We start from the raw sequence: 23749 nt of genomic DNA on the forward strand, positions 1-23749 counted from the left end.
TTTTCTGTGACCTTCGCTCACAAAAAACACCTCGCGGAATATTACCAGTGAACAGTAACTAAAAAAACAGCTGCCATACAAATATTTATGCACAGCAGCTGTCACACTATTTATCAAAAATATCCTTATCTATTTATGATCTGTGTTTTATTTCATTTCTCTTACGATCTTTCGAACCGGAAGAACAAATGTCGGAGATACGGACAACTCATCCAGTCCCATCTCTACAAATCTCTCAGTAAGTGTAGTGTCCGCACCAAGCTCACCACAGATTCCGGCCCAGATACCTTCTTTGTGTGCATTATCCACAACCATCTGGATCATACGGAGAACTGCCTCATGATGGGAATCATAAATGTTGTCAAGCTTTGCATTCTGACGGTCAATAGCCAGTGTATACTGGGTCAGATCATTGGTTCCGATACTGAAGAAATCAACCTCTTTTGCAAGAAGATCACTGATCATAACAGCTGCCGGAGTCTCGATCATGATACCCTGCTCCACGTCATCACGGAACGGGATCCCCTGTTCCTTAAGCTCTGCTTTTACTTCTGCTACAATGGCCTTGATCTGCTTCACCTCTGTTACAGAGATGATCATCGGATACATGATGGAAATATTTCCGAACATGCTTGCGCGGAAAAGTGCTCTCAGCTGTGTCTTAAATACTTCCGGACGGTCCAGACAGATACGGATCGCACGATATCCCATTGCAGGGTTCTCCTCATGCGCCATATTGAAATAATCGATCTGCTTGTCCGCTCCGATATCCAGAGTACGAATGATAACTTTTTTGCCGGCCATATTCTGAGCTACGGTCTTGTAAACCTGGAACTGCTCTTCCTCTGTAGGATAGTCTTCTTTTTCCAGGTATACGAACTCACTTCGGAAAAGTCCGATGCCTTCCGCATCATTGGCAAGTACATTCGCAACATCACCTGTACTTCCGATGTTGGCATAAAGGTGGAGCTTACGACCGCTCTTGGTAACAGTTTCTTTACCTTTCAGTTCTTTGAGCATTGCACGCTGTGCAAGTTCATCGGCACGCATATCCTCATATTTTTTAAGGGTCTCTGCATCCGGCTCAACGATCAGATTTCCGCTCTTTCCGTCTACGACTGCCATCTTACCGTCCATGGACTCATCGTATTCAATATTGATCAGCGCCGGAATATTCATGGTTCTCGCAAGAATCGCAGTATGTGAGTTAGAAGACCCTTTTCTTGTGACAAAAGCAAGAACCTTGCTCTTATCCATCTGTACAGTCTCACTTGGTGCAAGATCCTCTGCAACTACGATCACCGGCTCGGATGCTTCAAGCTCTCCATCTCCATGGCCGGAAAGCACACGTACCAGACGGTCTGAGATATCCTTTACATCAGCTGCTCTTGCTTTCATATAATCGTCGTCCATCTGTGCAAACATTGATGAGAAGTTATCACCAGTTGTTGCAACCGCATATTCTGCATTTACAGACTCTGTACGGATAATGTTGTGGATGGAATCCAGATAGTCATCATCATCCAGCATCATCTGATGAACCTCAAAGATTGCCGCTCCGGACTCTCCAACTTCCTGAAGAGCCTTGTCATAAAGCTTCTGAAGCTGTGCCACAGCCTGCTCTCTGGCTGCCTCCACACGCTTTACCTCTTCTTCCGGATCCTCCACGTGAACACGTTTAACACTGGCGTCAACTTTCTGGAGGATTGAGATCTTACCGATCGCAATACCGGAAAATACAGATTTACCTTCCAAAACCTTCATGAAATTATCTCCTTCTGTTTTTATATTTGCCCACTTATGATGTATTATATCACACTATCCAAAGATTCTGCCACGATTTTTTTATGATCTCTAAAAAACCTGTAAAAACTCTATTTATACTTTCTTTTTTTGTCATATATACAGCAAAAGTGACAAAATAAAGACCGCAGAGCTTCATAAAACCTGAACAATACTTTCAGATATAAAAATAAGCATCTGCCGCCGGAATCCTTCCGGCAATTGCAGATGCTATATGTATGTATATCTTTTTATTCACTGCGAAGGGCATCGATCGGATTAAGATTAGCTGCCTTTACAGATGGGAGAAGTCCGAAGATCAGACCGATCAGCATGGAAAATACCACAGAACCGATAATTGCCGGAACGCTGATGGCTGTTGGTGCTCCTGACACCTGAGACACCATTTTTGACAGGATGATCCCAAGGACCACACCAATGATTCCTCCGATACTGGTCAGCACCGAAGCTTCCGTCAGAAACTGTCCCAGGATCACTTTTTTTCTTGCTCCGATAGCTTTTTTCAGTCCGATCTCGCTGGTACGTTCTGTGACAGATACAAGCATGATATTCATAACACCGATACCACCAACAAGCAGGGAGATACTTGCGATCCAGATCAGCTGCTGATTGGTACTTTCGCTGAGCTTCTGGAGATTCTTGACCTTCTCCATAATGTCTTCCGCTTTATATTTAAAGTTCGATTTATTTTTTTCATTCTGGATCCCTGTATTCAGAATATCCTCTGCTGCTTTTCCTACAGAACTCATATTATCTGTGCTGTCTGCACGGACTGTCACATTTTGCGGCTGATCAAATTTAAATGCAACAGGCCAGGTAGTATCTGGGATCATCACGCTTCCCATGATCGTCTGCGAATATTCCTCGTACTCAGAAATCGTATTGATCTTCGGCATGCTGTCCTCACTCTGAGTGATCACACCTACAATGATATACGGTTCTGATCCCACCTCAATGGTTTTCCCTACCGGGCTCTCACTTCCGAAAATATTCTGTGCAGCATTGGAATCCACAAGAGCAACCTTTCGGTAGCTGTCATAATCTTTTTGTACAAATCCCCGCCCGGACTGGACCAGGTATCCCATCGTTTTCAGATAATTGCTGTCGATCCCGTACACGGTTCCGCCCTGAAAGCTTGTGTTTTTATAATAAACACTGGCAGACTGGCTGCTGTAATAAAATGTAGAACTGATCACATGATCCAAGTCTCCGATCGCCGTTTTCTGGGAATCAGAAATAACCGGCGGTGTGGCCGAGCTTCCGTAAGAACCATAATCCATATCGTATGTACTGTCTCCGTCATAGAGCATAACCTGTACGGTATTGTTTCCGGACCCGATCAGATCTTCCTTGATCTGCTCACTGGTACCTTTGATCGTAGATACAATTGCAATAATAGATGCAATACCAATAATAATACCCAGCATGGTCAGAAAGGATCTCATCTTATGTGACCATATTCCCTGAAAAGCCAGGCGTATATTTTCAAACATGAAATTTCTCCTTCCTGTTATTTATTCATTGTACATATCATCCAAAGTCACTTCTTTTGTCTTGGCTCCCTCCTTCACGGCATCACCATATGGGAAAGCAAGAAGATCATCGGATTTCAGACCTGAAGTTACAACTGCATAATATCCGCTGTTCACAATGCTTCCCACTGTGATCTGCTGCTTTTTCAGTGTTCCCTTCACGTCTTTGTATACATAGCTGGTTCCATTTTCCGTACGGATAAATGCCTTCATCACAACCATACTGCCTTCGGCAAGTTTATTTGACTTCAGAGATACCGTCACATAATCCTGGTCGGTAAACTGCAATGAACGATCTGTGATCTCTGCATTAAAGGTGTAATACGATACATTGGGATTAGAATCTCCACCATAATAAGCATTTGAAGAATCCACCGGGTAATCGGATACATTCAGTACCTTCGCCTCAAAGCTGCCGGAATTATAACTGGTACACTGAAGAAGTGTTCCCTCCTTCATCTGATCCAGCATCAGTTCGCTGACCGTTCCGGTAACATAAAAACCATCCTTACTTTTTACTTTCAGAAAAGCATCTCCATTATAAGAACCTGTGACTTCATCTCCGATGTAAGCAACCGTTCCATCCAGTTTGCTTGTTATCAGCTTGTTTTTTATTTTGTTCTCCAGCTTAGTGATTTTCAGATTATTTTCCTCAATATCCAGTTTCAAACTTGCGATCTTGTTTTTCTGGATCTTGATCGCATCCTCTCTTGACATGGTTGTGCCATCAGTACCGTCATCTCCATCACCGCTGTCATCCGGTATCTCATCATCATTTTTGTCATATTTGGAAGCCTCGTCCAGTGTAAATTCTGTTTCCGCATACATATATACCGGATTTTCAAGAAGACTTCCATCGATCAGATAATATCCTGTACAGGAAAGTGTTCTGTCCTGAAAATCAGCAATGGTATCATTCTCATGAAACTCCAGCTGGAACCAGCTGCCGCCTTTCTGGACCACTTTGGTTCCATCCTCACTGTATCCCGCCATTCTGTTAAAGAAGGATCCCATCACCGTAACTTTGCCTTTGGCACTGCTTACAAGAAAAACATAGGGATCTTCTTCCGTACCGGTTCCTGTAAACGGCTGAGAAGTATAATCCAGCTTCTGATAAAATTCCGGTTCACCATCTGTGATCCCCGGAATTTCCGGTTCTGTTATATTGGGATCAGGAAGCTCATTGGGTCCCAGTGTGGGAGTCGGTGTCGGAGATACCGTTGGGGTGTCATCTTCTCCGGAACCCCAGTCCGTAGTCTCTCCGTCTGTAATATCATTGGCAGTAGGATCCTGGTAGGTCGGATCCATGATCAGATCCTCATCGGATGCAGTTGTATCCTCTTCCATATCCGCTGTGTCATCTCCGGTCATCTGCTCTGTTTCACTGTCCGTCGTTTCTCCGGACGGCATTTCTTCGGTAACTTCCTCTGCAGAATCTTCAAGATCTCCTTCTGTATCTGTAAAGGCACTGAGAAGTAATGGCCTGGAGGAAGCCGCTGCAAGATAGCTACCATCTGTAGTAGCCGCGGAACCGGTAGTTGACTGCATATCCTCGTCTCCGTCACTTCCGGAAGGTGTATCGGTATTTGTCATTTCTCCGTCACCTCCTGTATCACCACCTGTAAGATTCAGGTCCGTATCATCAGTACTGTCTGTACTGTCTTCGATGGGACCTCCATTCTGAAGACTTGTCAGACGGTTCTGTGCTTTGGTCAGATCCTGCTCCTGCTTCTGCTGTTTCAGCTTTGCAATATTCAGCTCCATCTCTACAAGTGTCATATCAAAGGAGATCAGATTATCGCCTTTTTTTACATCATCACCCTGGGATACATATATTTTCTCGATGATCATATCTTTATCCATATTTACATTCTGAGAAACATTCGTGGTGATGGTTCCATCCAGTGTTGTCTCCGAATACCAGTCCGTCTGAAGATTGCTGACGCTGGTTACCGGCACCTCTGTTACCTTGGATTCTTTCACATGCATAAGCCCTGTGTAGATTCCTCCGGCTGCCAATGCCGCAACCAGTACACCAACGATCACTCTCTTCACCACTTTCATTCTATCACCTCTTTTCCTGCAGCTCACCGTCACGGATCATAACAACCCGTTTGGCATGTGCCGCGATTTCCGGGTCATGTGTGATCATCAGCACAGAAACTCCCTCATCGTTCAGCTTCTGAAACAGTTCCATAACCTGTGCTCCCGATTTCGTATCCAGTGCCCCGGTAGGCTCATCTGCCAGCAAAAGCTTGGGATTGTTTACGATCGCTCTTGCAATAGCCACTCTCTGCATCTGTCCTCCGGAAAGCTGGTTGGGCTTAAAATCCACCCTGTCGGCAAGGCCTACACGCTCCAGAGCTTTTCGTGCACGTTCCCGGCGCTCCTTTTTGGGAACCCTTGCATAATTCAGCGGCAGTTCCACATTTGTCAGCGCACTCTGCCTTGGAAGGAGATGAAAGCTCTGAAATACAAATCCGATCGTTTTCAGACGGATATCTGACATCTCATTCTCTGTACATTTGGCAATATCTTCTCCATTCAGGAGAAAAGTTCCCTTGGTAGGTTTGTCCAGGCATCCGATAATATTCATCAGTGTAGTCTTTCCGGAACCGGAAGGTCCCATGATCGCCACATATTCTCCCTCCTCCATGGAAAAATCTACATCTTTCAATACAGGTACCGTCATTTTCCCCTGTTGATAATCCTTATATATTCCTTTTAAATCCAAAATCATTCTGTCGGCGCTCCTTCCATCGGAACAAGGTCATCTCCCGAAGAAATATCGTCTGTCGCATCCATCATGTCACTGTCGATCGCTCCATCTTCGATCATTTCAGGCTCTGAGCCATCACTTTCCGTGTACGCAGAATCATCAATACTTTCATCATCCTCGGAATCATCCCACATCGCCGCTGTAGTCTGATCTGCAGTACCTTCTGTGACAGACATACCTTCTTTCAGCTCATCTGTCGGAAATGTGATCTTATCTTTTTCAGAAAGTCCGTCTGCGATCTCATATTCCCCAAGATCTTCATCATACTGTCCTAATATGACATCTCTCTTCTCCAGCTTGTTCTGACCGTTTGCGATCCAGACATATGGGCTGTCTGTATCCGCATCCACGATAAAATAATCGTTCAGCCAGATACCGGACTTCTTCTCATCCTGTCCTTCGTCCGGTTCAATATACACATGCTGCCCCAGCATCAGACCCTCAGATGAATCCAGATTCACATAAAACGGATAGGTACTGGATGATGTCTGATCATCACTGGCACTGGACATTCCGAACATTGCCATATCCGAACTGCTGTTGCTGGTAGAATTATCCATGTCAACAGAGCCCATGGTGCCCTTCCAGGTTTTTGAAGAATCCACTCTGGAACGGATGATCACAGGTGTCCCCTCTATGATCGAATCACGGTTTATTTCATTTACCGTTCCCTTTACACGATAAGCGCCTGTGCTCAGGATCGTGATAAATGCATTGCCGGAACTGTCTCCGGAACTGGAATCTGTGGAATCCGTCGTGCCTTCTGTCAGCGTATCCTCCACGCCCTCAGAATCATCACCGCCCATCTTGGAGGTATCGATCTTCTGGATCACTCCATCGATCTCACTGCGCACCTCGGTATTCTGCGTTGCCTGGGAAAGCTTATCGATTTCTGCCTGTTTGCTTTTCTGATCATATTCATTCTTCTTGAGATTCATTTTCTGTGTTTCGATCTCTATTGTATAGGAAAGCTGATTATCCGCTGTAGCTTTCTTTTTCTCAGCTTCCAGTGTGGTGATCTGATCAGATATACTTAACTGTTCGTTTTTCAGGCGGTCCAAAGCCAGCTGTGCTTCCTGAAGACTTTGCTGGATACTTCCAAGATCATACTGAAAAAGAAGTTGCCCTTTCTTGACTTCCTGACCGGTCTTTACCTGAACTTCTTTTACCTTTCGGCCGCTTTCAATCTTTACCTGAACCGTTTCCTGCGGTTCCACAACACCTGCATATCGGTTTTCCACTCCGGAATCCATTTCCGAAAGCTTGCTTATCTTTGTTACATATACAATATCGCTGCCTCCTGCGGACCCTGCATGATGTGTATAATAATACCATCCACCGGCTCCGATACCGGCTGCAAGTACAAGGATTCCAAGTGCGATCAAAATACGTTTTTTCATATCTGTCCCCTTTTCTCAGCATCGTACTGAAACTATCTGTTGCTTCAAACATCATAGCAGATTCACTCTAAAAAGAAAAGTCCCTGAAGAAAACGATGCAGATTTCACAGATTTTTCATAAAAAAGTCTCCTTTTTCTCCATTTTTGCGATATTTTGACTTTCGGTACTTTATCTGCTAAAATGTTGTAATATAACTTTTTTGAAAGGAAAGAACAATATGAAGACAGTGAAACATCTGCTGGCTTTCTTGATGATCATTCTTCTCTCAGTTTTTTTATGTAGCTGCTCACAGTCGGCCAAAGCTCATGCGGAGAAGGCGATCAAAAAAGATCTGGATCTTCTTAAAAATCTGGACTCTGAAACAACCATGCAGTACATATCCTATCAGGAACTGTTTCCGGATTCTGATGACAGCACAAAGCTTTCTGCTGACATAAAAGAAGTATTTTCTCTCTTCTTTCAGAATTTCGATTACAAAATCCTGGGTATATCCGTTGATAGCGACGAAAAAAATGCTTCTGCGCAGCTTAAGCTTACTACTCTGGATGCTGAGGCTCTTGCCAGTGATTTTGTTTCTGCAAGCCTTCAGGAAGAAATACTAGAAACCGCCTCCGGTAAAGAAAATGATAACGGAAATTCCCTGGAGCAGCGTTATCTGCTCCTGTACAAGCTCCTCAAGAATAACACGTACAGTTCTGCAGAACGCACTACTTCCATCCAACTAAACAATCTTGGATCTTCTTCAGAACCTGACTGGGAGATTACGCACAGTTCCTCTCTCGAAAATGATCTGGTCGGTGGCCTTATCACCTATCTGTCCGATCCTGATCTTGTGCCGCCTGCCGAAACGCTTACCGTCTATCTGAAAACGCTTCAAGAAATGGATGTAAAGCAGATGGCTAATTATTTGGGGCTGGATTCCATTCTGAACACTTCAGATTCGGCAAAAAACGCCATTGCCTCTGCCCTTATGGAACAGTTTCACTCCTGTTTTAACTACAAAATATCAAGCACCTCTGTTTCCGGATATCTTGCTGAAGTGGACGCAGAGCTTACCACATTTGACAGTAATTCCATTCTTACACAGTACGAAAAAGAATTGAATACTTATCTGGCTTCTGCTGATGCAGTGATCGACGGTTCCCAGAAGCGTTACAACAAATCACATGAACTGCTTCTGGACAGTATCAAGAATAATCAGGCAACCATAACTGCCACTGCTACCTTCCATCTCACAAACGATGGTGCATCCTGGAAGCTTGAGAATGCAGGTACCGAACTGGGCAATGCCATCTTCGGAACTCTTACCGCTTCACCGGTTCCTGAAGATTCTACCGAAGATAACGAATAAAGAATAACAGCTAGAAAACCCGTGAATATCTGCTTTCTCTGACAGGAAAGCGTGATCTTCACGGGTTTTTTATATTCTTCTTTTTTATATTCCGGATATGATCTTTATAAAAAGCAATGCAAGGACTATAAGAATAATAGGCCGTATGATCCGGCTTCCGTTTTTCATAACCATACCTGCACCGGTATAATGTCCTGCGATTGAGAACACTGACGCTGCAATTCCAAGCATGATCACAATCTTTCCGCTGAGCAGAAATACAACAAGAGCCGCTACATTAGAAGAGAGGTTGGTAACCTTCATGGTACCGGAAGCTTTTGCCACACTCATTTTTCCCAATCCTGTAAACAAAAGCAAGAGAAAAGTTCCTGTTCCTGGTCCATAAAAGCCATCATAGCATCCTACAGCAAGAGAGCATACGGCACAGAGCAGGATCTGTTTTTTTCTGGCGATCTCGCCACCCTTCTCATCCATATTTTTCTTGCGCAGCACATAAAAAGCAACCACCGGAAGAACCGGGATCAGCATATAACGCAGGAGCTTATCACTGGCTATAAGAGCAAGGTGAGCTCCTATGGAAGATCCCAGAAGCGCCATTGGAATACATGGAAGCACCAAGATCCAGTCCACAAATTTATTTTTGCACAGACGGACAGTTGAGATCAATGTTCCTGTTGCTGATGACAGCTTGTTGGTGGCAACAGCATTATGTACAGGAACTCCGGCCAAAAGATAAGCAGGCAGGGAGATCAGTCCTCCCCCGCCTGCTACAGCATCTACAAATCCGGCAAGAAATACAAGTGGACAAACGATCAGAAATGTATAGATTGTCGGCTGCATGATCTTTTATTCTTCCTCTTCTTTCTGCGGCTCAAGGTCAAGTCCCAGCTCATGAAGCTGTGCCTCACTTACCTGGCTAGGAGACTGAGTCATCAGACAGGAGGCATCCTTAACCTTCGGGAATGCAATAACATCACGGATCGTATCTGCCTTTGCCATAAGCATGACAAGTCTGTCAAGACCATATGCAAGTCCTGCGTGTGGCGGAACTCCATATTTGAAGGCATCCAGAAGGAATCCGAACTGCTCATGTGCAGCTTCTTTTGTGAAGCCAAGTGCCTCAAACATTCTTTCCTGAATATCATCCTGATGGATACGCACGCTGCCGCCGCCGATCTCATTTCCGTTAAGAACGATGTCGTATGCTTTTGCACGAACCTTTCCCGGATCTGTGTCAAGAAGCGGAAGATCCTCCTCCATAAGCATGGTGAACGGATGGTGCATTGCTGTAAAACGGTTCTCCTCCTCGCTCCACTCAAGAAGCGGGAACTCTGTTACCCATACGAAACGATACTCATTTTTATCTAAAAGATCCATCTGTTTTGCAAGCTCAAGACGGAGTGCTCCCAGTACATCGTATACCAATTTTGTCTTATCTGCTGCAAAAAGAAGAAGATCTCCTGGCTTGCCGTCCATAGCTTTTACAAGAGCATCCATCTCTTCATCTGTCATAAACTTGGCGAAAGAAGACTTTCTGGTTCCGTCCTCTGCAATGGCAATGTATGCAAGACCTTTTGCACCATAACCTTTTACGAACTCAACAAGCTTATCGATCTTCTTTCTCGGCATTGCGCCCTGACCTTCTGCATTGATACCACGAACACTTCCGCCGTTCTCAAGCGCACCTGTGAACACACCAAATCCGCAGTCTTTTACGATATCACTGACATCATGAAGTTCCATACCGAAACGCATATCCGGCTTGTCGGAACCAAAACGATCCATAGCTTCCTGCCAGGTAATTCTCTGGATCGGGAGTTTTACATCGATATCCAGAACTTCTTTGAACAGGAATGCAAGATATCTCTCGTTAACATCGATAACATCGTCTACATCAACAAAGGAAAGCTCCATATCGATCTGCGTGAACTCCGGCTGACGGTCAGCACGAAGATCCTCATCACGGAAGCATCTTGCGATCTGGATATAACGATCAAATCCGGAGCACATCAGAAGCTGCTTGTACAGCTGCGGAGACTGTGGAAGGCCATAGAAGCTTCCCGGATGAACACGTGATGGTACCAGATAGTCTCTGGCTCCCTCAGGAGTACTCTTTCCAAGCATCGGTGTCTCAATCTCAAGAAATCCCTCTTCTGTAAAGAACTGTCTTGTAAGCTGGGCAACCTTGCTCTTCATCATGATATTTCTCTGAAGATCCGGTCTTCTTAAATCAAGATAACGATATTTAAGTCGGATCTCATCTTTTGTCTTGCTATTCTCCTCGATCGGGAATGGAGGAACATCTGCCTCAGCAAGAACACGGAGGGATTTTACACGAAGCTCGATCTCGCCGGTTGCAAGATTCTCGTTTACTGCTCCTCCACGTTTCTCTACGGTACCGGTTACAGCAATAACAAACTCACTACGCAGTTTACCTGCTTTTGTAAAGCCTTCCTCGTCAATGCTGCCATTCTCAAAAATCAGCTGCATGATCCCGGAACGGTCACGAAGATCCACAAATACAAGACCTCCTTTATTTCTGGCTTTTGCCACCCATCCCATTAATGTTACTTCTTTTCCGACCATCTCTGTGGTCACTTCTGCACATCGGCAAGTTCTGTGCAGTCCCTGCATGCTTTCAGCCATCTCTTTATCCTCCTCTGACTATTTTTTTCATAGTCATTTTAATTTACTCTGCTATCTCCGTTTTCAGACGGGCAGTTTCAGTCTCTGTTGAAAAATTCTACATACTCTGTATAACCATCTGCTGCCAGCTGGTCTTTCTGGAATTTTTTGTTCTTTTTCATGATAGAGATATTGATCTGTGTACCTGCACTTCTTTCCTCAGTTGCCTGTTTCAGGATGTTCAGAAGCTTGTCTGCCGGCATGTTCTTCTCGATCAGATATGCTTTCTTGCCATTCTTGGTTGGAATCTCATAGCCTCTCTCAAGAAGCAGCATAACGATTCTCTCAAATCCAATGGAGAAACCACAAGCACAGGTATTATTTCCTGTAAATTTACCGATCATCTCATCGTAACGTCCGCCTCCACCGACGCTTCCGCCGAACTCATCCATGGAAATCTCAAAGATCGGACCTGTGTAATAGGACATTCCACGTACCAGTGTAGGGTCAAAGGACATTTTGAAGTCTGCTGTTTTTACAGATTCTACAGTATTGATGATCGTTTCAAGATCCTCTGCAATACCTGCTTCCAGAACATCAGAAAGTTTTTCTTTAATATAACGGACACCCTCAACATCGTTGGTGATCTCACGGAAAAGTCCAAGATAAGTGTCAATGCTCTCTTTCGCAAAGCCCTCTTTCTCAAGCTCCTCTGCAACTCCCTCGATGCCGATCTTATCCATCTTGTCAAGAATAATAAAGACAGTATCAAAGCTCTCTGCCGGGAAACCGCTGTACTGAGCCATTGCCTTCAGGATCCTTCTGTCATTGATACGGATCGTAAAGTTCTGGAAATCCAGTTTTCCAAGAAGTGTTGTAGTTGCAAGTACAAGCTCGATCTCAGCAAGATAGGTCGGCTCACCCAGGATATCGATATCACACTGCATAAACTGACGGAAACGACCTCTCTGCGGACGGTCAGCTCTCCATACATTTCCCATCTGAAGTGCCTTAAACGGAGCCGGAAGCTCGTTTGCATTATTGGAATAATATCTGGAAAGCGGTACGGTCAGGTCATAGCGAAGTCCGGAATCTGTCAGATCATTCTCTGTTTTTGCAGTATCCAGTTTCAGTTTCTCGCCTCTCTTCATGATCTTGAAGATCAGTTTTTCATTTTCACCGCCCTGCTTGCTGCAGAGATTCTCAATATGTTCTACACAGGGAGTCTCGATCGCGGAAAAACCAAAGGTTCCGTACGTCTCTCTGATCATATTCATCACATAGTTACGGATTGCCATTTCCTTCGGTAAAATGTCCTTCATTCCTGTAACCGGTTTCTTTTTTAATGCCATAGTTTCCTCCTTTATGAATCACCCTCTGAAATGCAAGAAACACCTGCATGTCAAAGTTTTTAATCTCATCGATCATCAGTCTTAAAACTTCATCATTTTCCAGAGCTTTCCGATATGGTCTGTCCATACTCAAAGCCGCATATACATCACATACTCTCAGGATCCTTGCACCCATAGGGATATCCTTTCCGCTTCTGTTGCTGGGATAACCGCTGCCGTCAAAATTCTCATGATGATAAAGAATACTTTCCAGAACATAATCGGAATATCCCTGGTCTTTCAGAATCTCATAACCTAATGTGGAGTGCATGCGGACATACTTCAATTCTTCAATGACCATCGGATTCTGCTCTTGGCCATTAATGTATCCTTCCAGTTTCAGCTTGCCTATATCATGGAGCATTCCGGCAATAGCCAGCTGATAACATTCTTTCTCACCAAGACCAAGCTCCTTTGCCACATCATAGGCAAGGTTACTGACAACAACCCCATGCTTCAGCTCTGCGGAAAGATCCATTTCCAGGATCCGGTCCTGCGTAGTTTCACTTATCTTCTGTACGCTTTTCAAGGATCCGTCTCTCCTTTCCGTCTACAGCCATTTTGCAATGCCCTCGCGTTTTCTCTCGATCATTTCATCGATACGTGTGATATAATTGACAACATCCTTCACATTCTCCACACGCTCAATGCGCTGTCCGTGTTCAAACACAAGCTTGGAGGAACCACCTGCACCCAGTGCGATGATCGGCTGCTTTTCCTCCATAATCAGTATATTGTAAATCCCTGCTTTGTCAACCTCAGAATACCCGACGTTCTCAAAATTCCCCTTCATATTCTTCTGTCTGTACAGATAATAAGGACCCATTCCCATCTCGTAGGCCGTTTTCATAGTCAGATCCATGATCTCCTGATTGTTTTCAAAGGTCATCTCCTGGTATTTATCACGGAAAATATTCAGTCTTGCCGCACGCTTCACAGCAAGAGAATGTACGGTCAGGCTGTCCGGCCCGAGAGCTTTTACCTCGTCCAGTGTATGCTGCACTTTTGTGATATCTTCGCCGGGAAGACCCACGATCAGATCCATATTGATATTGTCGAATCCGGCTTTTCTTGCCAGATGAAACGCATTCTTTGTCTGTTCTACTGTATGACGTCTGCCAATGATATCCAGGGTTTCCTGATTCATGGTCTGTGGATTTACAGAAATCCTGGTAACCGGAAACTCCCGGATCGCCTGAAGCTTTTCCAAGGTTATACTGTCCGGTCTTCCTGCCTCAACCGTAAATTCTTCCAGCTCCTCACAGGGAAAATATTCCGTGATCACGCCAAGAAGTCTCCGAAGCTGATCCGGCTCCAGTGTGGTAGGTGTTCCCCCACCGATATAGACCGTATCCAGCTTCCGGTTTTTCATCATCCCGGAAACAGCCCGGATTTCCTTTACCAGCGCATCCAGATACGCCTCCACATATTTACGCCATCTCTCCAGCGGATAGGAACTGAATGAACAGTACAGACAGATACTCGGACAGAAAGGAATGCCAACATAAAGGCTGTAACCGTTTTCATAATCAATGTTTTTCAGGATATCCCGCTCACGATTTGCGATGGTAACTGCAAGAGCTGTTTTCTCCGGACTTACCAGATACTGATCTCTCATATATCTGGCGATCTCCGTATTTTTCATTCCGGACTCCAGCATTCCCATAGCCATTTTCACAGGACGGATGCCTGTAAGATTTCCCCAGGGAAGTGTCTTTCCTGTAGCTTTGGAAAGCATCTGATACAGGGCGTATTTGATCGCGTCTTTATTTTTTCTGCGGATATCATGGGCATCATTGCAAGAAATAAGGGCATCCGAAGCTTCTCCACTGGATTGCCCTTCTATCACAGCCCCATGAGCTGTTTTTTTCTCTATTCCGTTGTTGTAACTGATGGTATAACCTTCTTCATCACGTGAGACCCGGAAGCGGATATCATAATCCGCATCATCCTCTTCATAAAGAGAAACGATCTCATTTCCGGGATAAAACGCTTTGATCAGTTCATACACATCATGCTCAAAATCTCTGTTCTGAAACAAAATGCCAATCTTATACAAATGGATTATACCTCTTTTCATAACCAATGGTTGTGGATGCGTCATGCCCCGGAAATACTTCTGTATCCTCCGGCAAAGTATCCACAAGCTTGTGAAGGCTTCTTACGATCTCAGCAGAACTTCCGCCAGGAAAATCGGTTCTTCCCACAGAGCCGCAAAACAATGTATCTCCGCTGAAAAGCACACCTTCGTCTTTGATATAATAGCAGCAGCTTCCTTTGGTATGTCCCGGTGTGTGGAACATCTGGATGGAAAATCCGGCCGCTTCGAAAATCTGCCCGTCATCCAGAAGAACATCCGGCTTAATTGAACAGGCACTTCCATAAACAGCAGTCATATTTATCGTGGGCTCTGCCAGCATCACTTCTTCCTGCATGCATGCATAAACCGGGATCTGATATTTTTCCTTCACTTCCTTTACAGCCATGATGTGATCAAAATGACCATGTGTCAGAAGGATCCCCACCGGTTTTCCCTGCATAAGAGATACTTTCTGAAAAACTTTTTCTGCATAGTCTCCCGGGTCTACGATCAGCAGTTCTCCGGTCTCTTTATTTTTCAGAAAATAGCAGTTGGTAAACACCTGGCCCAGCACACACTGCTGCATTTCAAGTTTACTCATAAAAATTCCTCCGTTTATCGGGTCAGCCCGTTGTTCGCTCTACATCAAGAACACTTTCAACCTGACGGATCTTTTCGATCAGAGAATTCAGTTCCTGTTTGCTGCATACATTAAAGGACATGGAAATCGTGGCGCGTTCCTGCTTGTTGGTACGGCTGTTAATAGAACGAAGATCGATCTTCCTCTCTGTAAAGATCTTGGAAATATCCACCAGAAGTCCGGTACGGTTATTTGCATAAACCTGGATCTCCGCTTCGTATTTCTCGGAATCCGCTCTGTCTGGCATCTGCCACTCTGCTTCAATGAGACGTTTCCGGTCAATCTCAGGCATGTTGAGCACATTCACACAGTCTGTACGATGAATGGTGATCCCTCTTCCTCTTGTTACAAAGCCTACGATCTCATCTCCCGGGATCGGACTACAGCATTTGGAAAAACGAACTGCCACATCATGAATGCCTTTTACTACAATGCCACTCTTACTCTTGGCAATGTGAAGCTTCTCCTGTGATTCGGAAGCTGCCTCCAGGACCTGTTCATCTGTAAGATTCTTCTTATGCTCCCTCTCATAGGCTTCTACCAGCTTGTTAAACACCTGACCTTCTTTCAGGCCGCCATGTCCGATCGCTGCCAATACAGAATCCCAGTCTCGGAAACCATATTTATGCATTACCGATTCCATATACTGTGGCTTGGTATATATGCCTGGTTTAAAGCCCTTGGTCTTGGCATACTGATTCAGCATGTCCTTACCCTTCAGGATATTATCTTCCTTCAGTTCTTTCTTAAACCACTGGTTGATCTTATTCTTAGCCTGTGTGCTCTTTACGATCTTCAGCCAGTCACGGCTGGGACCCTGAGAATTCTGGGATGTTATGATCTCAATACGATCACCGTTTTTGATCTTATATTCAATAGGAACAAGTTTGCCATTGACCCTGGCACCTACCATCTTGTTTCCTACTGCACTGTGCACGCTGTATGCAAAATCAATAGGTGTAGAACCGTTTGGGAGTGTTTTTACATCTCCCTGGGGAGTGAAACAGTAAACACTGTCCGCAAAAAGATCCAGATCATTTTTCAGAAGACTCATGAACTCCCGGTTATCGGACATATCGCGCTGCCACTCCAGGATCTGGCGCAACCAGTTCAGCTTCTCTTCCTCACTCTTTCCAGGTTTCTTACCATCGGAAGTTTCCTTATATTTCCAATGAGCTGCAATACCGTATTCTGCGGTTTTATGCATTTCAAATGTACGGATCTGGATTTCGAAAGGCTGTCCGTTAGGACCAATAAGCGTTGTATGCAGAGACTGATACATATTGGCCTTCGGCATTGCGATATAATCTTTAAATCTGCCGGGGATCGGCTTGTACATCTCATGGATAACACCAAGAGCTGCATAACAGTCCTTCACAGTATCTACAATGATGCGTACAGCAAACAGGTCATAAATCTGATCAATGGTTTTATCCTGATTGACCATCTTCTTATAGATGCTGAAGAAATGCTTCACGCGGCCATCCACCTGTGCCCTGATATTGGCATCCTCCATATGCTGCTTTACCTGTTTCACGATAGAATTAACAAATTCCTCACGGGCACTTTTGCGAAGAGCAACCTTTTCTACCAGATCATAGTAAACATCCGGCTTCAGATACTTAAGAGAAAGATCATCCAGTTCCACCTTGATCTTGGAAATACCAAGCCGCATCGCGATGGGAGCATAGATATCCATGGTTTCTCTTGCTTTCTCCTGCTGTTTCTCTGGTCTCATATACTGCAGGGTACGCATATTATGAAGACGGTCCGCAAGCTTGATCAGGATAACGCGGATATCCTTAGCCATTGCAAGGAACATCTTTCTTAAATTCTCAGCCTGAACCTCTACCTTGTCCTTGGAATAGGACAGCTGTCCCAGCTTGGTAACACCATCTACCAGAAGTGCTACCTCAGAACCAAATTCCTTTTCCACCTCTTCATACGTCATCCAGGTATCCTCTACCGCATCATGAAGAAGGCCTGCCACTATGGTTTCCTTATCCAGCTCAAGATCCGCAAGGATGATCGCAACACAGAGAGGATGAATGATATAAGGTTCACCGGATTTACGTTTCTGATCCTTATGTGCCTCACTGGCCACTTTATAGGCCTTTTCGATCATGGAAATATCCGTAGACGGATGATATTTCTTCACACTTTTTATCAGCTCCTGATAAAGAACCTCAGGGCTTGTAAAATCATGCATGGATTTCACCGCCGCATCTGCCTTCCGGACAGACTCTCTTTTTTCTTCTTCCTTCTGTATCTCAATGTTTTGTTTTTCCGTATTTTTTGTCTCTGCCATTAAATCCCACCTGCCTGTGCACAATTTCATACTGCCGTATGACTACAACAGTTCACATCCCCTTCCACCGACAAAAAATTATTTTCCGTCGTAACAGATCACAGATGCCACATTATAACCTTTGAGACGCTCACGTCCCTTCAGACCTGCAAGCTCCATAAGGAAAACCACCTTGACAACCTCGCCGCCAAGCTCCTCCACAAGCTTGATGGCTGCTTCCACACTTCCGCCCGTAGCGATCAGGTCATCCACAATAACAACCTTCTGTCCCGGCTTGATGGAATCCTTATGCATCTCGATAGTTGCACTTCCATACTCCAGATCATAGGTTCTGGAAACGGTCTCACATGGAAGTTTTCCTGCTTTGCGGACCAGAACAAAGGGTTTGTGAAGATTATATGCGATCGGCATACCAAAGATAAAGCCTCTGGATTCAAGACCTGTGATCACATCGAACTCCTCACCCTCCAGACAATCCTGCATAGAATCAATGGCAAGCTGTAATCCATCCGCATCCTGAAGGACGCTGGTAACGTCACGGAAAATAATCCCTGGCTCTGGAAAGTCCGGGATACTTCTTACATATTCTTCTATTTTTTTCATAATAACCTCCAATGGTTTAATTTGTCAATCAGATGTTAGATAGTATAGCACTTTTTCTGTAGGGAATCAATGTGCAACCCGACAGAACTCGCGGAATTACGACAGGCCCTGGACTGCATATTGCCCAGTATAGAGCCTTCTTTCCTGTTTTACAGTCAATTACTCGCTGTCAGGATCTGCATTTTAGTGATACCTTCTCCTGTTATTCTGTAATATAATTTCGGATTACGATCTGTAAGGTCTCTCTTCCCTGATAACGGTTGATCTCAGGATAATATGTGACCGCAATACTTCCACAGTTTTTTATTCTATCAACAAATTCATCTGCTTCTCCAAAATATACTGCTTCCACTACACAGCCGGTACTGTCTGATAGCTGAAGCTTTGCCACATTCCTATTTTTGCCAAGAATACGACTGCTTAAAACCCGAAGTCCCTTCTGTGCAAAAATCGGTTTGGTATTTCCCTTTCCAAAAGGCTCCAGCAGGGATATCTCTTCCACAAGTTCCTTATTTATATAGGAAACCGGCATTGGCACATCGATCAGGATCTTTGGAGCCAGATCCTTTTCTGTCAGAGTACAGTTTTCGTTTAACCGTCTGCGGAACTCTTCCACATTTTCTTCTTTAATGGATAATCCTGCCGCCATAGGATGACCGCCATACTGTTCCATCAGATCTCCGCATTTTACCAGTTCCTCAAACATGGAATAGCTTTCTATGGAACGTCCGCTGCCTTTCACCATTGTTTCACCTTTTGTCAGGACAAAGACCGGTTTATTGTACTTTTCCCGGATGCGTCCCGCAATAATTCCGGCCAGACTTTCGTGACAGTCCGGTAAATAGATCACAAGAACCCTGTCCTGTCCGATTTCTGTCTCTTCCACAATACGGATCGCTGCTTCCTTTCCCTCTTCTGTGAGAGCTTTTCTGCTTTGATTCAACGCAGTCAGATCACCGGCAAGTTTTGCTGCTTCATCTTCCGTCTCCGCACAGAGCAGTTTCAGGGAACGTGCAGCGGTATCCAGTCTTCCACTGGCATTGATACATGGTCCCAGCACAAACCCTACATGATAGGCAGTGATCGGCCCATCCTCCAGGCCATTGGCACGGATCAGTTCACGGAGACCTTTGTTAGAAGTGTGGGAAAGTCGTTTCAAGCCTTCCTTTACAAGGATGCGGTTTTCACCCTGAAGATCCATCACGTCTCCCACCGTGGCAATGGCTCCTAATTCCAGAAAATCTTCCAGCTCTTTTTCCGGAATCCCGCATGCCTCATAGAGAGCTGTCACCAGCTTCAACGCAACAACTGCTCCGCACAATCTTTTCTCCGGATAATTACAGTCCGGCTGTTTTGGATTTACAATGGCATCAGCCGGCGGAAGGATCAGTTCTCTTCCATCTTCCGTTTCTTTATAGGGAATTTCATGATGATCGGTTATTATCACCGTCATTCCATTCTCTTTAGCCATAGTGATTTCATTGTACGCCGCAATTCCATTATCACAGGTAACAATTACGTCAATCCCATCATTCACTGCTCTTTCGATCAGGTGCTCATGGATTCCATATCCATCTGCCACACGGTCCGGAATATATGTATCTGCCAGAGCTCCTGCACGCTTCAGTCCTTTGATCAGAATGAAGGTCGATACTACCCCATCAATGTCATAATCGCCTATAATACGGATGCGTTTTTTTTCCTTTATTTTATTCCGCAGGATCTCCACTGCCTTATCCACATCCTTCATCAAATGCGGAGAAGCCAGTTCGTCCACCTTTCCATAAAGATATCTGCGAATTTCATCCCTGTCCTGTACATCCCTGTTTCGGATCAGTCTGGCGATCACCGGATCAATTCCGAACTCTTTTCCAATTGCCGCAAAATCCGCCCGTTTTGCAGCAACAACCCATCGTTCCATGTTGTTTCCTCCTTGATGCTTTGCCGCTTTCTTTCTTCAAAGCAACACAATAACCGTATTGTAACTCATACTCCTGCATAGCTGCAAGTTTTTTATGCCACACAAAAAAACGTTCCGCCAGGAAATATTCTTTCCCGGTACGGAACGTTTCTGTTATTCAGCAATTTTATTCAGATTTCTCCTCATCATTCTGCTGCTTTGCTGCCTCCTGCGCTGCAAGGCGCTCGGCAACTCTTTTACGGTTTTTCTTCTTCGGCTGCTGCTGAGCTGTCTGCTGTCCGGATGGCTGTTTTACCTTTTTCTCAGATTTCTCGGAAGAAATCTTTGCGGAAGCTGCTACAGCTGCCGGTGCTGCAACACGATTTTTTCTGAATGTTTTCATGGTGTACCACAGAGCACCAGTGATGCATACAGAAGAATATGCTCCACCGACGATACCTACCATCAGCGGTGCTGCAAATTCTTTAATTGAGGAAACACCCATTACATAAAGAATTGCAACCATTACAAATGTTGTCAGGGATGTGTAAATGCTTCGTGTCAGAGTTTCTGTAACACTGGTATTTACGATCTCTTTTAGTTTCTCATCCTCAACTTTCTTTCTGCCTCTCATATTCTCACGGATACGGTCGAAGATGACAATAGTAGCATTGATAGAATAACCTACGATCGTCAGCATACACGCAATAAATGTGTTTCCCACAGATGTTCTGGAAATAACATAAAACGCAAGTACGACCAGGACATCATGAAGAAGTGCAAGTACTGCACTGCTTGCAAAGCGGATATCCTTGAAACGGAACCAGATGTAAAGAAGCATGAAGATCGCAGCTACGATAACCGCTACGATAGCGTCTCTTCTCATCTCATTGCTGACAGTAGCGGAAATATTCTCCGATGTGATCAGACTTGTATCTACATCAAAATTTTCCTCCAATGCCTTATTCAGTGCTTCTCGTTCCTTAAGATCCAGAGAACGTGTTTTGATCACTACCTGATTAGTTCCCTGCACCTTGGTCGGCTGTACATTCTTATCACCTGTCACTGCCTCAACAACCGGTGTTACCTCGGAATCAATCTCCTTGATATCCATCTCTTTATTGAAGGTTACATTGGTAGAAGTACCGCCGGAAAACTCCAGGCTGTAATTCATGGCTTTGTCACCGATCACATTACTGTGGACCAGCATTCCTACAGGTCCGCAAAGGATCAGGATAATGGAAACAGCAAAGAAGATTTTTCTCTTTCCAACGAAATCCACAACCTTACGTTCCTTGGCAATACCATAGAATTTCGGGTCACGAACACCAATTGCGTATACCGCATTAATAACAAGCCTGGATATAACCAGTGCTGTAAACATGGAGATCACGATACCCATTGCCAGCGTGTAGGCAAACCCCTTAACAGAACCGGAGCCAAGCCACATCAGCACACAAGCCGCGATCAGTGTTGTGATGTTTCCATCAAAAATAGCGGAAAACGCTTTGCCGAATCCACTTTTGATCGCTGCATGGACAGAAAGGCCTGCCGCGATCTCCTCACGGATTCTGGCGTAGATAATAACATTGGCATCCACTGCCATACCAATGCCCAGGATGATACCTGCAATACCCGGAAGCGTAAGGGTGATATCAAAAGCATTCAGCGTGATCAGCATTAAGGTTGTATAAAGAACCAGTGCAACAGATGCAACCAGACCTGGGATACGGTATGCAATGATCATGATCAGCATAACGATCACAAGACCGATCGCTCCGGCTTTTACACTTGTTGCGATGGCTTCTTCACCAAGCTGTGCAGCAACTACGCTGGAACGAAGCTCGGTAAGCTCAAGACTTAAGGAACCGATTCTTATGTAAGAAGCAAGATTCTGTGCCTCTTCTGTACTTGCCATTCCGGTGATCTGAGCTTTTCCGCCGGAAATCTCCTCATTTACATTCGGAGCGCTTAAAACCTGATCGTCATATACGATTGCGATCTGCTTTCCAACATTTGCCTTGGTAGCTTCCGCAAATTTGGTTTTTCCATTCTTTGTAAGAGTCAGACTGACTGCATATTTCTGGGAGCTTGTGGATGAATCCTGATAAGCACCTCCCTCAGCGTCTGCAACGTCTGTACCTTCCAGTACAACAGATCCGGCTTTCTGGATATCCTCAATACTTCTTGCAAGAACATATCCACTCTCACTGTTTCCTGTTGTAAAATTCTGGTTTCCGTCTGCATCTGTCTGATCGATAAAATACAGAGAACCTGGCTTTCCAAGTTCTTCCAGGATCGCATTTGCATCTGATACTCCTGGAATCTCAATGGTGATACGGTTGGAACCTTCCTGATATGCCTGTGCCTCAGTACTGTACTGAGAAACACGCTGCTGCATCTTGTAAACAGTATCGGACATGTCTTCCTTGCTCGGATTGCTGTCCTTAGCCTGGTATGTGATGCTGACACCGCCGGCAAGATCAAGTCCGGTGTTGATATTCTTAGCCGAACCTGTTCCTGTAGGACCAATGCCTACCGCAGCCACATAGCAGAAGAATACTGTGACAATTGCTGTCAGAAGCAGCACTGCAATTCCTCTACTTTTCTTCATTTTCTTTTTCCTCTCTTATTCCGCCAAAGCGGCTTTTATCATGATAGCGCACTCCACACGCTTCCTCTGGAGTTCGCATCCGATCTTATAATTCCCCCGGATATCTCCGCCGAAATGGTAACCATTTGCCGCACAGCCGCCGCTGCAGTAGAATCTGGCAAAACAGTCTTTACAGTCCGGTTTCGTATAGACGTTACATCTTCCAAAGTCTTTTACGATTTCAGGCTTTGTGATTCCCTCGTCTACATTACCCATAAGGTACTGTTCCTCACCCACAAACTGGTGACATGGATAAAAATCCCCCCACGGAGTAACAGCCAGGTACTCGGTTCCTGAGCCGCATCCGGAAAGTCGTTTGTATACACACGGACCACCGGTAAGGTCTATCATAAAGTGGAAGAAGTTGAATCCTTTTCCCTCTTTTTCTCTTTTGATCATTTCTTTTGCAAGAATATCATACTGTTCCAGGATCTGTGGGATATCCTCCTCACGGATCGCATACTCTTCTGTATCTGCTGCCACGACCGGCTCAACAGAAATCTGCTTGAAGCCAAGATCTGCCAGATGCAGAACATCCTGAGAGAAATCAAGATTATGATGAGTAAAGGTTCCTCTTACATAATACTTGTCCTGATTTCTGGATTCCGTAAATTTCTCAAATTTCGGCATGATCAGATCATAGCTTCCTGCACCCTTACGGAACGGGCGCATGTAGTCATGAA

Annotated in this window: 17 protein-coding genes; 1 reads left to right on the plus strand and 16 read right to left on the minus strand. The window is 44.8% G+C overall.

Annotated features, from left to right (window positions below):
• Positions 1-147: 147 nt before the first annotated feature.
• From ptsP to GPK58_RS04025, 5 genes are all read right to left on the minus strand, one after another.
• Complete coding sequence (gene ptsP / locus GPK58_RS04005; RefSeq protein ID WP_015524657.1) at positions 148-1764, minus strand: phosphoenolpyruvate--protein phosphotransferase; 1617 nt, start codon at positions 1762-1764, stop codon at positions 148-150.
• Positions 1765-2033: 269 nt separating this feature from the next.
• Positions 2034-3296, minus strand: coding sequence for an ABC transporter permease (locus GPK58_RS04010; protein WP_021650388.1), 1263 nt, complete (start codon positions 3294-3296; stop codon positions 2034-2036).
• Between the two features lie 21 nt (positions 3297-3317).
• Positions 3318-5399, minus strand: coding sequence for a hypothetical protein (locus GPK58_RS04015; protein ID WP_110102462.1), 2082 nt, complete (start codon positions 5397-5399; stop codon positions 3318-3320).
• Positions 5400-5403: 4 nt separating this feature from the next.
• Positions 5404-6075: an ABC transporter ATP-binding protein gene (locus GPK58_RS04020; RefSeq protein ID WP_015524653.1), complete on the minus strand. Its 672-nt coding sequence runs from the start codon at positions 6073-6075 to the stop codon at positions 5404-5406.
• The gene (locus GPK58_RS04025) at positions 6072-7514 is read right to left on the minus strand and encodes an efflux RND transporter periplasmic adaptor subunit (RefSeq protein WP_215638246.1); all 1443 of its coding nucleotides are present in this window, start codon (positions 7512-7514) and stop codon (positions 6072-6074) included. The genes GPK58_RS04020 and GPK58_RS04025 overlap by 4 nt, the downstream gene beginning before the upstream one ends.
• Positions 7515-7732: 218 nt before the next feature.
• Between GPK58_RS04025 and GPK58_RS04030 the strand changes: the two genes are divergently transcribed.
• A complete protein-coding gene (locus GPK58_RS04030) occupies positions 7733-8866 on the plus strand; it encodes a hypothetical protein (RefSeq protein WP_215638247.1) in 1134 nt (377 codons plus the stop codon).
• 84 nt (positions 8867-8950) lie between these two features.
• Here GPK58_RS04030 and GPK58_RS04035 read toward each other — a convergent pair whose 3' ends face one another.
• The 11 genes from GPK58_RS04035 to GPK58_RS04085 form a co-directional block, all read right to left on the minus strand.
• Positions 8951-9706, minus strand: coding sequence for a sulfite exporter TauE/SafE family protein (locus GPK58_RS04035; RefSeq protein ID WP_021650384.1), 756 nt, complete (start codon positions 9704-9706; stop codon positions 8951-8953).
• Positions 9707-9712: 6 nt separating this feature from the next.
• Entirely contained in the window at positions 9713-11512 is a 1800-nt protein-coding gene (gene aspS / locus GPK58_RS04040; RefSeq protein WP_015524642.1) for an aspartate--tRNA ligase, read from the minus strand.
• Between the two features lie 77 nt (positions 11513-11589).
• Positions 11590-12843, minus strand: a complete 1254-nt coding sequence (gene hisS / locus GPK58_RS04045) for a histidine--tRNA ligase (RefSeq protein WP_173775332.1) — start codon at positions 12841-12843, stop codon at positions 11590-11592.
• Entirely contained in the window at positions 12776-13411 is a 636-nt protein-coding gene (locus GPK58_RS04050; RefSeq protein ID WP_021650382.1) for an HD-GYP domain-containing protein, read from the minus strand. Before GPK58_RS04050 ends, hisS begins: the two co-directional genes overlap by 68 nt.
• Positions 13412-13432: 21 nt before the next feature.
• Positions 13433-14962, minus strand: coding sequence for a coproporphyrinogen dehydrogenase HemZ (gene hemZ, locus GPK58_RS04055; protein ID WP_215638248.1), 1530 nt, complete (start codon positions 14960-14962; stop codon positions 13433-13435).
• A complete protein-coding gene (locus GPK58_RS04060) occupies positions 14934-15563 on the minus strand; it encodes an MBL fold metallo-hydrolase (RefSeq protein WP_021650380.1) in 630 nt (209 codons plus the stop codon). The genes hemZ and GPK58_RS04060 overlap by 29 nt, the downstream gene beginning before the upstream one ends.
• Before the next feature lie 22 nt (positions 15564-15585).
• On the minus strand, positions 15586-17910 hold the full coding sequence (locus GPK58_RS04065; protein ID WP_015524639.1) for a RelA/SpoT family protein: 2325 nt from the start codon (positions 17908-17910) through the stop codon (positions 15586-15588).
• A 78-nt stretch (positions 17911-17988) separates the two neighbouring features.
• Positions 17989-18513, minus strand: coding sequence for an adenine phosphoribosyltransferase (locus GPK58_RS04070; protein ID WP_092068853.1), 525 nt, complete (start codon positions 18511-18513; stop codon positions 17989-17991).
• Positions 18514-18715: 202 nt separating this feature from the next.
• Positions 18716-20434 (minus strand): single-stranded-DNA-specific exonuclease RecJ, encoded by a 1719-nt coding sequence (gene recJ, locus GPK58_RS04075; protein ID WP_215638249.1) that lies wholly within the window; start codon positions 20432-20434, stop codon positions 18716-18718.
• Between the two features lie 166 nt (positions 20435-20600).
• Complete coding sequence (gene secD, locus GPK58_RS04080) at positions 20601-23027, minus strand: protein translocase subunit SecD (RefSeq protein ID WP_092068849.1); 2427 nt, start codon at positions 23025-23027, stop codon at positions 20601-20603.
• A 15-nt stretch (positions 23028-23042) separates the two neighbouring features.
• A partial coding sequence (locus GPK58_RS04085; RefSeq protein WP_215638250.1) for an SPASM domain-containing protein occupies positions 23043-23749 on the minus strand: 707 nt, incomplete at its 5' end.

This window comes from Blautia sp. MCC270 (assembly GCF_018785605.1).
GTDB classification, from domain to species: Bacteria; Bacillota; Clostridia; order Lachnospirales; family Lachnospiraceae; genus Blautia_A; species Blautia_A fusiformis.

Bases quoted from the DNA above. Each gene is read 5' to 3' on its own strand.
- hisS (WP_173775332.1), bottom strand. From the start codon at position 12,843: ATGGCATTAAAAAAGAAACCGGTTACAGGAATGAAGGACATTTTACCG.
- hemZ (WP_215638248.1), bottom strand. From the start codon at position 14,962: ATGAAAAGAGGTATAATCCATTTGTATAAGATTGGCATTTTGTTTCAG.
- aspS (WP_015524642.1), bottom strand. From the start codon at position 11,512: ATGGCTGAAAGCATGCAGGGACTGCACAGAACTTGCCGATGTGCAGAA.
- GPK58_RS04070 (WP_092068853.1), bottom strand. From the start codon at position 18,513: ATGAAAAAAATAGAAGAATATGTAAGAAGTATCCCGGACTTTCCAGAG.
- secD (WP_092068849.1), bottom strand. From the start codon at position 23,027: ATGAAGAAAAGTAGAGGAATTGCAGTGCTGCTTCTGACAGCAATTGTC.
- GPK58_RS04015 (WP_110102462.1), bottom strand. From the start codon at position 5,399: ATGAAAGTGGTGAAGAGAGTGATCGTTGGTGTACTGGTTGCGGCATTG.
- GPK58_RS04065 (WP_015524639.1), bottom strand. From the start codon at position 17,910: ATGGCAGAGACAAAAAATACGGAAAAACAAAACATTGAGATACAGAAG.
- GPK58_RS04020 (WP_015524653.1), bottom strand. From the start codon at position 6,075: ATGATTTTGGATTTAAAAGGAATATATAAGGATTATCAACAGGGGAAA.
- GPK58_RS04025 (WP_215638246.1), bottom strand. From the start codon at position 7,514: ATGAAAAAACGTATTTTGATCGCACTTGGAATCCTTGTACTTGCAGCC.
- GPK58_RS04030 (WP_215638247.1), top strand. From the start codon at position 7,733: ATGAAGACAGTGAAACATCTGCTGGCTTTCTTGATGATCATTCTTCTC.
- GPK58_RS04060 (WP_021650380.1), bottom strand. From the start codon at position 15,563: ATGAGTAAACTTGAAATGCAGCAGTGTGTGCTGGGCCAGGTGTTTACC.
- GPK58_RS04010 (WP_021650388.1), bottom strand. From the start codon at position 3,296: ATGTTTGAAAATATACGCCTGGCTTTTCAGGGAATATGGTCACATAAG.
- GPK58_RS04035 (WP_021650384.1), bottom strand. From the start codon at position 9,706: ATGCAGCCGACAATCTATACATTTCTGATCGTTTGTCCACTTGTATTT.
- recJ (WP_215638249.1), bottom strand. From the start codon at position 20,434: ATGGAACGATGGGTTGTTGCTGCAAAACGGGCGGATTTTGCGGCAATT.
- ptsP (WP_015524657.1), bottom strand. From the start codon at position 1,764: ATGAAGGTTTTGGAAGGTAAATCTGTATTTTCCGGTATTGCGATCGGT.